The organism is Bacillus sp. FSL L8-0193 (assembly GCF_037976065.1).
In the GTDB taxonomy this organism is placed as follows: Bacteria; Bacillota; Bacilli; order Bacillales; family Bacillaceae; genus Bacillus; species Bacillus paralicheniformis.
Window position 1 is genome coordinate 3,623,119 of sequence record NZ_CP150261.1, and the last position, 14,408, is coordinate 3,637,526.

The following is a 14,408-nucleotide window of genomic DNA, read 5'->3' on the forward strand; positions in this document are numbered from 1 at the left end:
CCCTCTATCTGTGAAATGACCGGATGTCTGTTTATCTGCTGTTCAGCACTTCTGCGATGTGCATGACTTCAATCGGCTTGTTCTTTCTCCCGATCCGTCCGCCGATATTCATCAAGCAGCCGCAGTCCGCCCCGATTAACACATCTGCGGCGGTTTCTTCGACACACGCCACTTTCTCATCGACCATCTGTTCGGATATTTGCGACATCTTCACCGAAAAAGTCCCCCCGAATCCGCAGCAGTCGTGTTTGCGCGGCAGCGGCGTGAACTCCAGTCCCTTCACATGCCGAAGGAGCTTCATCGGCGCGTCTGTGACGCCCAAAAGCCTTGTCATATGGCATGACGTATGATAAGTCGCCTTTTTCTCAAGTGTCGCCCCAACGTCTTCAACCTTCAAAACGTTGACGATAAAATCGGTCAGCTCATACGTTTTGTCAGCCAGCCGCTGCGCTTTTTCCGCCCAGGCCGGCTCATCCCGGAAAAGGTGCGGATACTCTTTGAACATAAAAGCGCACGATCCTGAAGGGCTGACGACGTATTCGGCTGATTCAAATGTCTCAATCATCCGTCTCATCGCTTTTTTGGAATCTTTGACATAGCCGCTGTTGTACGCAGGCTGGCCGCAGCAGATCTGTCCTTCGGGAAAATCCACTTCACATCCGAGCCGCTCAAGCAGTTCAACCGTCGCTTTTCCGACATTTGACTGAAACATGTCAACCAAACACGTGATAAACAGTGATACTTTCATCTTGATCCCCTCTCCAACCCGATAAATCAGGTCATCTGATGACTTGGTTAGAAAACCCTCTTTCTCCATCTTACACCTTGGTAAAATTTTTTGAAAGGGGTTTCTTTTTCGTTTTCACTCGGGCCGCTGCTTATATGGCCGGCTCGTCGGCCTGTTTCGTTTCTTCAAAATATGAGGCCAGCACATTTTCCACATTCGTCAGATGATTGTGCATCGCCTGCTCTGCTTGTTGGCCGTCTTTTTCCATCACAGCCTGATAGATGGCATCGTGTTCCTCATAAAGGCGCTTAACGGTTGTGTTCTTCGAGAACAGCCAAATTTTGCGCGTCTCCCTCATCGTCTCAATTAAGAGTGATGACACATGATTCATCAAGCCTTTCAGCAGATCGTTTTGCGAGGCGCCGGCAAGCGCAAGATGAAACGCGAGGTCGGCTTTTTCGCCAAGTTCGCCGTTCCCATCCGCCTGCTTCATATCCTCAAGTGCGGCCTGCATGCGCCCGAGATCTTCTTCTGTGCGTTTTTGAGCCGCACTTGAAACAGCTCCGATTTCAAGAATCTTACGGACTTCGAGCAGTTCAGCGACGTCTTTCTTTTTCATCAAAAGCGCAGCCGAAAGGGGGATGGAAATTTGCTCAGGCTCAAACCTTTTCACATACGTTCCTTCCCCCTGCTTCATTTCGACCATCCCCATCGCTTTTAACGCAGACAGCGCTTCCCTGACGGCCGAACGGCTGACCTGAAAGCTTTCGGCGAGCGCCTGAACGGAGTCAAGCTTATCACCTGGCTCAAGCTCTCCGCTTTTAATCGATTCAAGAAGCGCTTCTGCGACTTCTTCGTATATTTTTTTCGTCTTGATTTGTTTGTATTTCAACTTTTTTCACCTCGTAACCAGACTGGGCATGATGCGCTATTTTATTATACCGTTCTTTCCGTCCGGAACATATAGACTTCGGCTCCATGCAAAAAAAGATTGTAATTTATGACATTGAGAAATATAATGCTAAATGATCAGTCTTATCATCATGTCATCAGATGACTGAGTGAGACTTTGAACAAAGGGGGAATTGGAGATGGGATGGACGCAAGATTATACTCCGCTGGGGAACAGTTTGCTGCTCTCTTCGCTTGCAGCGCTTATACCGATTTTGTATTTTTTCTGGGCTCTGGCAATCAAAAGAATGAAAGGGCATACAGCGGGTGTGTCGACTTTGCTGATTGCGCTCGCGCTGGCCGTTTTCGTATACGGCATGCCCGCTCATCAGGCTGTGATGTCGGCTTCACAAGGGGCGGTTTACGGGCTGCTTCCGATCGGCTGGATCATTGTGACTTCCGTTTTTTTGTACAAGCTTACAGTCAAAACCGGCCAATTTGAAATCATCAGGAGCTCGGTATTATCGATCACAGATGACCGCCGTTTGCAAGCACTTTTGATAGCGTTTTCATTCGGGGCGTTTTTAGAAGGAGCGGCAGGCTTCGGCGCCCCTGTCGCAATCTCGGCCGCATTGCTTGTCGGCCTCGGCTTCAATCCGTTGTACGCGGCGGGCATATGCCTGATCGCTAACACGGCGCCTGTCGCTTTCGGAGCGATCGGCATTCCGATTATCGCGGTTGAAGGGCCGACGGGGATTCCTGCGATGGACATTTCAAAAATGGTCGGACGCCAGCTCCCGTTTTTATCTGTATTTATTCCGTTTTATTTGATTATCATCATGAGCGGCTTGAAAAGGGCTTGGGAAGTGCTGCCGGCGATTCTCGTGTCGGGTGTCTCTTTTGCCGTTACACAGTATGTAAGCTCAAACTTTCTGGGGCCTGAGCTCCCGGATATTTTGTCAGCCATCGTATCGCTTATCGCGCTCGCTGTATTCTTAAAATTTTGGAAACCGAAAACGATATTCAGATTTTCACATGAAAAGGAAATGGCCGCTGCCGCGGAGGCGCAGCAGCTTGAACATCAAAAGGCCTCATACTCGGCTGGGCAGATTTTCAAGGCGTGGACACCGTTTTTGCTGCTCACGGCAATGGTCTCCATCTGGGGAATTCCAGCTGTCAAACAGGCGCTGACAGGCCATTACGAAGGGTCAAATCCATTGCTGCTGTTCATTAGTGATATCGGCGGCAGGCTGACGTTCGCGCCCGGTGTGCCTTTTTTGCACAATCAAATTCTCGATGGCTCCGGAAAACCGCTTGAAGCTCTTTATAAACTTGATCTCGCCGGATCGGCGGGAACGGCGATCCTGATTGCCGCCGTACTGACAAAGTTTGTCACAGGCATGCCTTGGAAAGAATGGGGCGCCATGTTTACAGAATCGCTGAAAGAACTCGGCAAGCCGATATTAACGATCGCTTCCGTTGTCGGTTTTGCCTATGTCACCAACTCTTCGGGCATGAGCACAACACTTGGCATGTCCCTTGCGATGACGGGTTCAATGTTCGCATTCTTTTCTCCCGTTCTCGGCTGGCTCGGCGTCTTTATAACCGGTTCAGATACGTCGGCCAATTTGCTGTTCGGCAGTCTGCAAAAAGTGACGGCACAGTCAGTCGGAATGGAGCCGGTGCTGTCTGTGGCGGCCAACTCTTCGGGCGGCGTCACCGGAAAGATGATCTCTCCGCAGTCGATTGCTGTCGCCTGCGCAGCCGTCGGACTGGCAGGAAAGGAATCCGATTTGCTGCGCTTTACACTGAAACACAGCCTGTTTCTTTTGTTCCTGGTTTGCATGATCACGTTCCTGCAGCATCACCTGTTTGCGTGGATGATCCCGTAAAAAAGCCGCCGGCGTTCGTGCCGGACGGCTTCTTTATTGATATCTCTTTCTGACGGACGAAGGCAGTATATTAAGCTGATCGCGGTATTTGGCGACGGTCCGCCTCGATATGACGATGCCGTGCTTTTCGTTTAAAAGGTCGGCCAGCTTCTGGTCTGAAAGCGGTTTCATTTTGTTTTCTTCATCGATCAGCCGACGAAGATGCGCTTTGACTGTGTGACTTGACGTATGTCCGTCAGCGGCATCCTTTACCTTCGCCGAAAAAAACCGTTTAAGCTCGCACAGCTCAAAAGGCGTCTGCACGATTTTCCCTTTGACTGCACGGCTTACTGTTGATTCGTGAACCCCGAGGGCATCGGCGACTTCTTTTAATGTGAGCGGCTTCAGTTCGTCTTTCCCTTTTAAAAAATAATCTTTTTGACGCACCATAATTTCCGCCATCACCCTCCGCATCGTTTCCCGTCTTTGCCTGAGGGCATTGTCGAGCCATTTCCACTGCTTGAACTTATCAGAGATATAAACGGTCGCCTCGTCTTTTGACTGGCGCTGCAAAAACGGCTCGTAAAACGCGTTAAGCTGGATATCGGGAAAAGAACGGCTGCTGAGCTCAAGCACCAATTTTCCATCCTCGGCTGAAATGATGACATCAGGCTCGATATAGACTCCGCCTTCATCCGTGCCATACATCAATCCGGGACGCGGCGACAGCTCTGCAACAAGATCTTGTATGTCCTGAAGCTCTGAGAGCGAAAGGGCCGCTCTCTCAGACAGCTCTTTCCATCCTTTTTTGGCAAACAGGTCAAAGTATAGGGAAATGACTTTTTCCGCTTTTGCCGTCTCCTTTGGCAGACGCTTTAATTGGATCAGGATGCATTCCTGAAGCGACCGCGCTCCGATGCCCGCCGGATCAAGAGTCTGCAGCTTGCCCAAGACTTCTTCCACTTCTTCTCTGGCGACAGCCAGCTCGGAAGCGATAAAGGCGATGTCTTCTGTCACATATCCGTTTCGATCAAGGGATTCGACCAGGTAGCTGAAAATCCGCTTTTCCCGGTTTGACAGCCGGAGATCGAGCGCCTGCTGTTTCAAGACGCTTTTGATATCTTCACGGGAATGCGCCATCTCAGAGCGGCTCATTCCTTCATTTTGCAAATGACGATTCGTTTTATGGTAAAATGATCGGGGAATATCGGGGTCTTTTCGTTCGATCAGGGGGTTTTCCAATGAGAGTTCGTCAATCCGGCTGTTCAGCTCGGCCGACGAATACTGAAGCATATGAATGGCTTGGGCAAGCCCTTGCGTCAAGTGAAGTTTTGCCGTTTGCTGCTGCTGTACATGCAAGTTCATCATATCTCCCCTCCCACTATTAGTTTACACGATCGGTTCCGTACCGTATAGACTTAAAAAAGGAGTGTTACCATTGACAGAACTTTTCTCTGTGCCCTATTTCATAGAAAATTTTAAAACCCATATTGAAATGCATCCAAATGAGGATAAAATTCACGCAATGAACAGCTACTACCGTTCAGTCGTGTCAACGCTTGTCCAAGACCAGCTGACAAAAAACGCGGTCGTCTTAAAACGGATTCAGCATTTGGATGAAGCCTACAACAAAGTAAAGCGCGAAGAAGCATAGCAGAAAAACCGCCTGTCATACGTGAACAGGCGGTTTTTCTGCTTCTTCCGGATTGTTTTGAATCAGTTTTGTACTCGGGATATCCTTCATCCATGTGTTGTAGTAATTTGCGTTTTTTCCGTAGGAGTTGTCAATCACGACATTTTCTTTTCCAAGCAGACACGATAAGATGTGGCCGTGCAGCCTTGAAGTAACGACGGATTCATAGCGGTTGAAAAAACGGATTGATTTGTCGACGAGGCTGTCCGAATAGCGTTTCCAATAAGAAGCGATCGGCAGCGGATTGCCGGCTTTTTTGTTGAGGACATTGATCGTCTGCAAGCGTTTGATTCCGCGTTTGTCGCCTTCTGACAAGATAACGTTCCAATCGTACGTATCCGGCTCCTCTGCTTTTTGCAGGCTGCTGTTTGCTTCTTTGTCGGTTCTGATCAACCGCAGAACGGACTCAGAAGGCTTTTCGGCAGGTGCCGCGATCGGCCAGAGCTGGTGAGCCATATCGGGCATCATTCTGATGTTTTTCACCCCTTCGAAATGCTTGAGAGCAAATTCGAAGGATGCCTTTTCCCGCGTGAATAAGTGCAGATCCGGGTGAGCCGCCAAAATGCCGCGCGTTTTTTTTGCATTTTCTTCATGTTCATAATAAATCGACTGCGGCAGAATGACGATCCGGTGGTCCGGGTAATGTTCGACAACCCGTTCCCTGAACTGCTGAAAGTGAGGGTACAAATCGCCGAAATTGCCGCCCCCCTGACAAACGATGATGGCGTCCTTTGGAATGCGGCGGCCCGGAATAAAATTCTCTGCATTCCATCTTTCGCGCACCTTGATGCCGTATGCTTCAAAAAAAGCTTCCGTTCCTTTCATGATCAATAGGTCCCCGACGTTTCCGTAGAGCGGGTAGTCCAAGTAAACGACTGATGAAAGTCTTGGGATGACATCCAAAATTTCTGCCAGCTTATGCTTTAAGCTGTCCATGGAATATGTAATCGCCATGTTTAGCACCTCATTTATATTTAATCCGGTCGGCCACGATTTGAATCACCCGGTCCTGCTCTTTTCGCGTCATACTTGATCCTGACGGCAGGCAGAGCCCGCGCTGAAATAAGTCGCAGCAGACAGAGCCTTGGTCATCGTGCTGATAAAAGGCCGCTCCTTTAAAAAGGGGCTGTCTGTGCAACGGCTTCCATAACGGCCGGGCTTCAATGTTTTCATTTGCGAGCTGTTCAATGATGTCCGCCGGTGTTGTTTGAATCTTTGCTGTATCAAACGTTAATGTCGTGAGCCAGCGGTTTGACATGCCGGCTTCAGGCATGAATTCTATACCTTCGATACCGGCGAGCGCCTCCTGATAGCGCTCGAAGATCGCCCGTCTGGCGTGTACCCTGTCATCCAGGACGGCGAGCTGAGCGATGCCGATTCCGGCCAGGACATTGCTCATCCGGTAATTGTAGCCCGCTTTTTCGTGCTGATAATGAATGGCGGGCTCGCGCGCCTGAGTGGCTAAAAAGCGCGCCTTCTTCAAAGCGTCTTCATCATCGCTGACAAGCATTCCTCCGCCTGATGTGGTGATGATTTTGTTGCCGTTGAACGAATAAATGCCGAAGCGTCCGAAGGTTCCGCTTTTTCTGCCCTTATAAACAGAACCGAGCGATTCGGCCGCATCTTCAATAACAGGGACGGCAAATCGATCGCAAAGCGCGATAATCTCGTCTATTTTCGCGCTTTGGCCGTACAAGTTGACGACGATGACGGCTTTCGGAAGATTTCTGGCCCGCTCCGCTTCGTCGAGCGCCCGTTCAAGCGCCTCGGGCGACATGTTCCATGTATCCCGTTCAGAATCGATGAAAACCGGCTCAGCCTGCTCATATATAATCGGATTGGCGCTCGCTACAAACGTAAAGGAAGAACAGAAGACCTTATCGCCTTTGCCGACGCCGAGCAATTTCAACGCCAGGTGGATTGCGGCTGTTCCTGAGCTGACTGCCGCGGCACCGGACGTCCCCGCATAGGCGGCAAGCTTTTCTTCGAATGTATCGACAAGGGGACCGAGCGGCGCGATCCAGTTTGTCCGAAACGCTTCAGCTACATAGCGCTCTTCGTCTCCGCTCATGTGCGGCGGGGATAAATAAATTCGCTTATTCTGACTCATGTTTTTCACCCTTTTTACTGCTGTGATATTTAATTTTTCTTGCAGGGACTCCGACAGCGGTACAATCATCAGGAATGTCGTGAATGACGGATGATCCCGCTCCCGTTACGCTCCAGCGGCCGATTGTCTTTCCGGGAATGACCGCCGTTCCCGCTCCGAGATGAGCGCCTTCCATAACTGTCACACCGCCGGTTAACACCGTTCCCGGCGAAAGATGAACGTAATCGCCGATCCGGTTGTCATGTTCGACGATCACACCTGTGTTGACAATCGTGTGGATGCCGATGTCGGCATCCGCTTGGATGACGCTCGACGCCATGACAACGGCGCCGTTTTGAATCCGGGCCGAACCGCTGATCACGGCGGACGGATGAATCAAAACCGCATACCGGTCAAGCGGAAGGCCGAGACGTTCATACAGCTGCTGTCTGATGCCGTTTTGACCGACAGCTAAGACGAACTTCACGTCCGGATGCAATCGCGCAAGTTCTTCTGCTGCGCTTGAAGGCCCGCGATACAGACCGTTCTCGACATGAAGCTCCGCATACCGGTCATCGAGAATGCCGGCAAGCGCCGTATCAGGCCGTGCTTTTACAAGATCCAGAACGACTTTCCCATGGCCGCCGGCTCCGATGATCACCACATTTTGCATCAGGCATTCCTTCTCCCCGTAAATTTTTCTGCTGTCACATGGCGGTCCTGGCTGACGCCTTCCGACTTCAAGACTTTTACGACAGTCAACAAAAGGATTTTGAGATCAAGCAAAAAAGAACGATGATCCACATACCAGACATCAAGTTCAAACTTTTCCTCCCATGTCACTTTATTTCTCCCGTTGATCTGCGCCCAGCCCGTGATGCCCGGCTTGACTTCATGCCGTCTCCATTGCCGCTTCGTATAGAGGGGAATATACTCCATCAAAAGCGGCCGCGGCCCGACGAGGCTGAGATCTCCTTTGATGACGTTGATCAGCTGCGGCAATTCGTCAAGGCTCGTTTTTCTGATCAGCCGCCCCGTCTTTGTCAGCCGTTTTTCATCGCTTAGCAGATTGCCTGCTTCATCTCTTTCATCAGTCATTGTTCTGAATTTATATAATGTAAAAGGCTCGCCATTCAGCCCCGGACGGGTTTGGCGAAATAAAACAGGCGAGCCGATTTTCCATCTGATGAGGCAAGCTGTCAGGATCATGGCCGGACTGAGCGCGATCAGCAAAATAACCGACAATGCAAGATCGAAAAACCGTTTCGCAAGCACGAAAAACGCACCCCTTTCTTTTATTTAAAAAATCCCTTTTGAAACGGGAAGGATAAAGAGCATCGAAATGCTTGGAGCCTTGTTGTGACAATATGCCGTTCCGCTTTCGTCAACATGACGAAATAGGCAAACAGGCCGTATGTCCCCGTCGCAGCAAGCGCCGTGACAAACAGGGACAGCAGGCTGTCGATTGCAAATAAGTATTGAAGAGCGTAACAGACAGCCAAGGTAAATGAAGCACCGGCAACCGGCCTGTATATACCTTTATAAAAAACCCTTTTTCTTTCACCCGTAATCTTTGACGCATAAATCGGAGTGAAGACGACATTTTTCAGCATTAAAGCTGCCGCACCGGCCAGCGCAATTCCGTAAAGGCCGAGTCCCGCCGGTCCGCTCAGCACGATGGCAAGCAGCAAATTGACAACGCCGAAGGCAACCGTGGTCAGCGCCGGTGTTCTCAGCTTGTTATAGGCGGTAAAAATATAAAAAAGCGGCGCCGGGCTTAATGAAACAACCAAATAACCCGCATGTATCAGTAAAAGCCATTTCAAATGTTCGAATGAAGGGCCAAGCCACAGCGACAGAAACGGGCCGGCAAGCCCGCCCAGAAGCGCAGCCGGCAAAGCGAGCAGAATGCCGTTAATTCTGACGGCCTGGTTGGCATAGCGGACGAGCCCTTCTTTGTCGCCTTTTGAATAATAGAGTGTAATCGTAGGTGAAAATACGGCCGCAAGCGTTCCCGAAAGCGTCCGCAATAACAGCGGAAACTGAATGATCGCGGCGTACATGCCGGATTCGGAAACCCCCAGCATCACATTCGCCACCATTAAATCGATTTGCAGAAACAGCAGGACGCCGACTTGGCTGACGGAGCTCCATCCTCCCGCCTGAAGCAGTTTTTTGCACTTTGCAAACGACATATCCCTCACACGAAACGTAAACCATGGGATCAATTTCTTAAAGAAAAAGATCGACAGGATGCACGCCGAAGCGGTTGCGATAAGAGCGGCGAGCTGAATGTGCCAGATCTTCGGTGCAAACCACGCGAAAATCAACAATACGCTCAAGACGCGAATCAGCATTTGGACGGCCTGGATCGTGCTTGTAATATAGATTTTATTGGCAAAAAACGGACCGGCGGCAAATCCCGACATCACAAAGGTCAATAAAAACAGCAGGCTCCCGATCAAAAGCGCGATCTGCACATCCCCCAAAAGACCGGCGGGAACGCGAATGATCTGATCGATAAAAAACACCGTGCCGCCAAGCGGAAAAAACAAGATGACCGAAAGCACCAGTGATGAAACGATGTAGGTATTCATATAGCCCCTCGCTTCATCAAGCGCCCCCCTGTGGGCGGAAACAGAAAAAAACCGGACAACGACCGCGCTCAAGGCAACCGTAATAATCGAAAAGTAATTGATCATATTCTGCGTGAGATGGACAAACCCAAACGCCTCAACACCGAGGTTCTTGATAACATAAGGCGTCAGCCACATCGAAAACAGCACCGATAATAAAAAAGACGCCACATTGGCGCCGAGATTCAAAATAAATGTCTTATTCAAAAGGCTCATCCCTTACTGGGCAGATTTCGTTTAAAAAACAATTCGAGCAGGATCGGAATATTCAGCTTGCATAGCAATAAAACGAGCCGTTGGCCGATTAAAAGATTGCGGTTGCGGAGAGACGTTGATTTGACGCACGACTGCACCATCCGGTAAGACAAAATGTCTTTAATGTGCCGCCTCACCTGCTTTGAAGGCTTCGGTTCCGCACAGGCATTGGCTAAAAGCATCGGAATTTGATGTTTGCATGTGTACGTTTCCAGATCGTCCGCACATTCATCCAAAAGCTGAAACGTCTCATAGAATCTCCTTTTCGCCCGGTACTGCCTTTTCAGGCTTTCGTCCATGTACGGTTTAAACGGCACCTCCGTCAGGCTATCCGGATTGCACCTGTACATGTAGTAGCCGTCATCGATCGCTCTTACCCGTTTCGCTGCATAAAAGGCGTACAAATTGAACGGCGAATCCTCTGCAAAACGAATGTCTTCAAAAAAGTACAACTGGTTTTTCTTCAGCAGATCGCGCCTGTACAAATTCCGCCACACATACCAGATGAAGCGGGTTTCGTGCGCCTTTTTGAGCTCGCGTTTAATATCCCAGCTCAACAAGAGACGATCGGTCGGCAGCGGCGGCGGGAAATAGGTGTCTTCCGCATCGGAATGTTTATGATACCCGCACATGACGATATCAAGGTCGTCTTTTTTGGCAGCGGCGTACATGTTTTCAAACATGGCAGACAATACAAAATCATCACCGTCGACAAATCCCACATAATCTCCTGTCGCGGCTTGAAGACCGGCATTTCTCGCCGAGCTCAGCCCGCCGTTTTTTTTATGAATCACTTTCACTCTGGCATCCAGGCTGCAGTACTTTCTCGCTATCTCCCCGGATCTGTCAGGAGAGCCGTCATCGACAAGGATGATTTCAATATTTTTCAGCGTCTGCCTGCGCAGGGAATCGACGCATTCTTCTATATAATTTTCGACATTGTACATCGGAACAATGATACTGACAAATGGCTTCATTGGACATCACCCATAATTTTCTGTCTTAAATCTGTGAAATAATGCTCCCTTGACGGAGTCTCACGATACGAATCACCGGTCTTAATCAGCTCTTCAATTGCGCCGAGAACCTCTGCCGCATCGGGATTTTCCACAAGCTTCATCGAAGGAACGCTTTTCAGCCAGCGAAAGCCTTCAAGCACCTTATGATCAAAAGAGCGGATCACAACGCACGGCGTCCCTGTAATCGCACAAAAAATCATGCCGTGCAGCCTGTCTGTCACAACGACCTCCGCACCTCTCAGCTGATCCCAAAGCCGATTCAGCTCCTTCTCGCGGGACATGCGGCTGACCCTCCTGCCGATCGTCGTTGTAAAAGTTTGCACGCCGCCGTATTCGTCGCCGACAGCCTTCATCAGCTTTTCACGCTCTTCCGGTCTGAGAAAGCTTTCTTTATCCTCTCTTAAACAAACCAGCACACCGTCTCTTTCAGACTGCTGTTCTTTCTTTAAATAAAGCACCATATCAGGCTGCTTCACAATCGTTTGCTTCGAAAAATGCTGTTTCATAAATTGATAGGTTGTATCATCGCGCGCCATCATAAACAGCCGACGATGGGAGTTGTAGACTTTTTTCGCTCTTTTCAGCTCCTTTTTGCCGCGGGGCGTCTCGGAAAAGTGCGCGGTGGCTGGGAGCTGGACAATTTTATAATGCTTGAATGTTTTGATAATAAAGCGCCTCGTCCATTCCTCATTGCGGTACAAATCCCCCATGTTTCCTCCGCCGATGATGAACACCATATCCTCGGGGTGGCGGATGCGGATGAGGGCTTTTGCATGTTTGTAAATATCGTTGATGCCGATTTCAATTAATTCAAAATCGGGAAACTCGTTTTCTATGAATGTCCGGCTTGCCAGGGCAATCGCGTGATCTCCCAAATTATCATGGGACGGAATTAAAGTCAGAATGATTTTTTTCTTGCCTTTGTATTGATCAAAACGCTTCAAACCCGGCGTTCCCATCACATATTCAGAAGGATATTTCACCTTGAGCAAAAGCCATTCTGCAAGATTGATCTTCAGTTCCTGAAAGGTCATTTCCTCACCGCCTATTTCTTCATTCTGTGCTCGATCATTTTCTGGTAAATGGCCGCAAATCCATACACTGCCGGCATAAACCGCAAGCGAATCAGCATAAGGAGAAGCTTCTTCTTCGAATCGAATGCCGACATGTCCACCGCGGGAATTTTCCCCCTGAATTCCGGACAGGCGCATATGCTGCGGATATTTTTATATTTTTCTATTGAAGGATTTTGGTTTCGGCTCTTGCATTCATTTAAAATACTGATGCAGCCGTGGTTGACGATAAAGACGTGCAGCGCCTCCTTTAAAGCCGGAAGCTCTCCGTGCTTTGTCAGGCAGTCAAGGTTCGCTTCATAAAGAGCGAGCCCGTCTTCAAACAGCCCCGCCTGATACTTTTGGACGATGGACGACAGGTGGACCCTGTAATGATAAAGCGGCTTAGTCACGAACGCCGCCGTATTCGCATATAGAAGGCATCTGAAGCTGAAGTATTGATCTTCGATGTTTTCCAGCTCGTCGCGCAGCGGGAAAACGAGCTTATGCTGCTCAATCAGGCTCCGCCTGTAGAGCTTGTTCCAGGAAAAGCCGCTTACTTGACCCTTTAATAAAGCTTTTATGAATGCCTCTTTCGGCTTTCCTTCATAGTTTTTCCCGATGTCCGGGCAGACCGTTTTTCCGGTATCCTGAATTTCGACGGCATAATCACAGATGACAAGGTCGGCATCCTCATCCTTTGCTTTTTCATACATAGATTGGCAATAGTCCGGCTCAATCCAGTCGTCGGAGTCGATGAATGCCAAGAACTCGCCTGACGCCGCTTCGATCCCTTTATTGCGGACAGCGCCGAGGCCCTGATTCTCCTGCCGAATCGTTTTGATGCGTCCGTCCTTTCGGGCGTAATGATCAATGATCTTCTGGCTTCCGTCTGTTGAACCGTCATTAACGATAATGATTTCGATATTTTTTAAGGTCTGGCTGATCAGCGATTGCAAACAATTCGGCAAAAAAGCTTCTGTATTATAAACAGCGACCAGTAGACTAACTGCTGGATTTTCCAATGTGATGACTCCTTTGTCGAAATTTTCACAAGATATTCCGCTATTCAACGTTCAAAAATCGTTCTGTAAGGCAATACCGACGAGTCGAACGGCATGAGCATAAAGCTGTATAAGAAGTAACAGATCAAAATCAAAACATACAGAAGCGCGTTCGATTTCGGTTCGAAAATCCGTACAAAATAAGGAACGAGAATCAGCTGATAGAGCCCGAAATAAATGTTGAACCTCGCAAAAATGACATCCTTTGTCGCCAAAATTCCGAACAGGAAACCGATCAGACAAAGGTTGACGATATAATCGACTTCGGGCCAGCGTTTTCTGAGCTGCTCCCTGAAGCAGAATGCAAGTACGAGCGGGAGAAGAAGAACGATGATTTTAATGGCGTTCATGCCGTTCGTATTTTTCATCAGCCATTCTTCGTAATGTCCGTATTGACTGTTTTCAAGCACGACAAGGAATACGGACAAAAATTTTTGATACAGAAAAGTTCCCGCCAAAAATAAGAGCATGAGGCACCAGAGGACAGGCGACCACGCTTTTCTTCTGACGATGAAATAGACAGGAATCATGATCAAAGCCGAAGAATGAAAAAGCGAACAGATCAGCACGACGATCATATAGCGCACCAGCTTCCCATCGATCAGATACCGGACCGCCCAAAACAGAATGGCCGCCGCCATGTATTGGCGAATACCGTTAAACGAAGCGTAATAGTGAAACATGCCGATAAAGAGAAACATGCTCAACTCAAACGGCCTTCCATACACATATAGCGTCTTGACGATATAGATATAGGTAATCGCGGCAACGACGGCAAACATGAGCGCCGGATCGGCTGAAATCTGGTTTAATATCCATAAGAGTGCGGTAAATCCGGGATCTGTCGACGACTTATCTGTTCCGAAACCGAAGATCTCCCAAATGTTGTTGTATTTTCCGGCTAATTCGTAAAGCAGCATATAGGTGTGGTAATCCGTTCCGACCTTGTATCTTAAGCCGGCAACGATAATCAAAGACGCGAGCGGAACGACGGTGAGGATCGCATTCGGACGGTAGCCCGTCGGCAGCCTGTGATCTTCCCTGCCGTACATTTTCGCAAACCATGACCAGATGAAAACAATCCCCATATTCAACATGTAAACAGACATAC

At 49.1% G+C, this 14,408-nt stretch carries 14 protein-coding genes; 2 read left to right on the forward strand and 12 right to left on the reverse strand.

Annotation, left to right across the window (positions count from 1 at the left end; all coding sequences use genetic code 11):
• Positions 1-31 precede the first annotated feature (31 nt).
• A complete protein-coding gene (locus MHH76_RS18270) occupies positions 32-748 on the reverse strand; it encodes a (Fe-S)-binding protein (protein ID WP_020453014.1) in 717 nt (238 codons plus the stop codon).
• A gap of 130 nt (positions 749-878) precedes the next feature.
• Positions 879-1,619, reverse strand: coding sequence for a FadR/GntR family transcriptional regulator (locus tag MHH76_RS18275; protein ID WP_023856328.1), 741 nt, complete (start codon positions 1,617-1,619; stop codon positions 879-881).
• 199 nt (positions 1,620-1,818) lie between these two features.
• Here MHH76_RS18275 and MHH76_RS18280 point away from each other — a divergent pair, with 199 nt between their 5' ends.
• On the forward strand, positions 1,819-3,510 hold the full coding sequence (locus MHH76_RS18280; RefSeq protein ID WP_043054480.1) for an L-lactate permease: 1,692 nt from the start codon (positions 1,819-1,821) through the stop codon (positions 3,508-3,510).
• Between the two features lie 33 nt (positions 3,511-3,543).
• Here MHH76_RS18280 and rpoN read toward each other — a convergent pair whose 3' ends face one another.
• Positions 3,544-4,857, reverse strand: coding sequence for an RNA polymerase factor sigma-54 (rpoN, locus tag MHH76_RS18285; protein ID WP_033155069.1), 1,314 nt, complete (start codon positions 4,855-4,857; stop codon positions 3,544-3,546).
• A 70-nt stretch (positions 4,858-4,927) separates the two neighbouring features.
• Between rpoN and yvfG the strand changes: the two genes are divergently transcribed.
• Positions 4,928-5,143: a protein YvfG gene (gene yvfG / locus MHH76_RS18290; protein WP_003185491.1), complete on the forward strand. Its 216-nt coding sequence runs from the start codon at positions 4,928-4,930 to the stop codon at positions 5,141-5,143.
• A 15-nt stretch (positions 5,144-5,158) separates the two neighbouring features.
• Here yvfG and MHH76_RS18295 read toward each other — a convergent pair whose 3' ends face one another.
• The 9 genes from MHH76_RS18295 to MHH76_RS18335 are packed head-to-tail and all read right to left on the reverse strand — an operon-like array spanning position 5,159 to position 14,406.
• Entirely contained in the window at positions 5,159-6,136 is a 978-nt protein-coding gene (locus MHH76_RS18295; RefSeq protein ID WP_043054481.1) for a polysaccharide pyruvyl transferase family protein, read from the reverse strand.
• Positions 6,137-6,146: 10 nt separating this feature from the next.
• Complete coding sequence (locus MHH76_RS18300) at positions 6,147-7,292, reverse strand: aminotransferase class I/II-fold pyridoxal phosphate-dependent enzyme (protein WP_025810738.1); 1,146 nt, start codon at positions 7,290-7,292, stop codon at positions 6,147-6,149.
• Entirely contained in the window at positions 7,279-7,944 is a 666-nt protein-coding gene (locus MHH76_RS18305; protein ID WP_025810737.1) for an acetyltransferase, read from the reverse strand. Before MHH76_RS18305 ends, MHH76_RS18300 begins: the two co-directional genes overlap by 14 nt.
• A complete protein-coding gene (locus MHH76_RS18310) occupies positions 7,944-8,546 on the reverse strand; it encodes a sugar transferase (protein WP_025810736.1) in 603 nt (200 codons plus the stop codon). The genes MHH76_RS18305 and MHH76_RS18310 overlap by 1 nt, the downstream gene beginning before the upstream one ends.
• A 20-nt stretch (positions 8,547-8,566) precedes the next feature.
• Positions 8,567-10,123 carry an MATE family efflux transporter gene (locus MHH76_RS18315; protein ID WP_031305047.1) on the reverse strand — a complete coding sequence of 519 codons (1,557 nt, stop codon included), beginning with the start codon at positions 10,121-10,123 and terminating at the stop codon, positions 8,567-8,569.
• On the reverse strand, positions 10,120-11,139 hold the full coding sequence (locus tag MHH76_RS18320; protein WP_025810735.1) for a glycosyltransferase: 1,020 nt from the start codon (positions 11,137-11,139) through the stop codon (positions 10,120-10,122). Before MHH76_RS18320 ends, MHH76_RS18315 begins: the two co-directional genes overlap by 4 nt.
• Positions 11,136-12,215, reverse strand: a complete 1,080-nt coding sequence (locus tag MHH76_RS18325; RefSeq protein WP_025810734.1) for a polysaccharide pyruvyl transferase family protein — start codon at positions 12,213-12,215, stop codon at positions 11,136-11,138. Before MHH76_RS18325 ends, MHH76_RS18320 begins: the two co-directional genes overlap by 4 nt.
• Before the next feature lie 11 nt (positions 12,216-12,226).
• Positions 12,227-13,258 carry a glycosyltransferase gene (locus MHH76_RS18330; protein ID WP_020453025.1) on the reverse strand — a complete coding sequence of 344 codons (1,032 nt, stop codon included), beginning with the start codon at positions 13,256-13,258 and terminating at the stop codon, positions 12,227-12,229.
• Positions 13,259-13,302: 44 nt separating this feature from the next.
• Positions 13,303-14,406, reverse strand: coding sequence for an EpsG family protein (locus tag MHH76_RS18335; RefSeq protein ID WP_020453026.1), 1,104 nt, complete (start codon positions 14,404-14,406; stop codon positions 13,303-13,305).
• Positions 14,407-14,408: the final 2 nt, after the last annotated feature.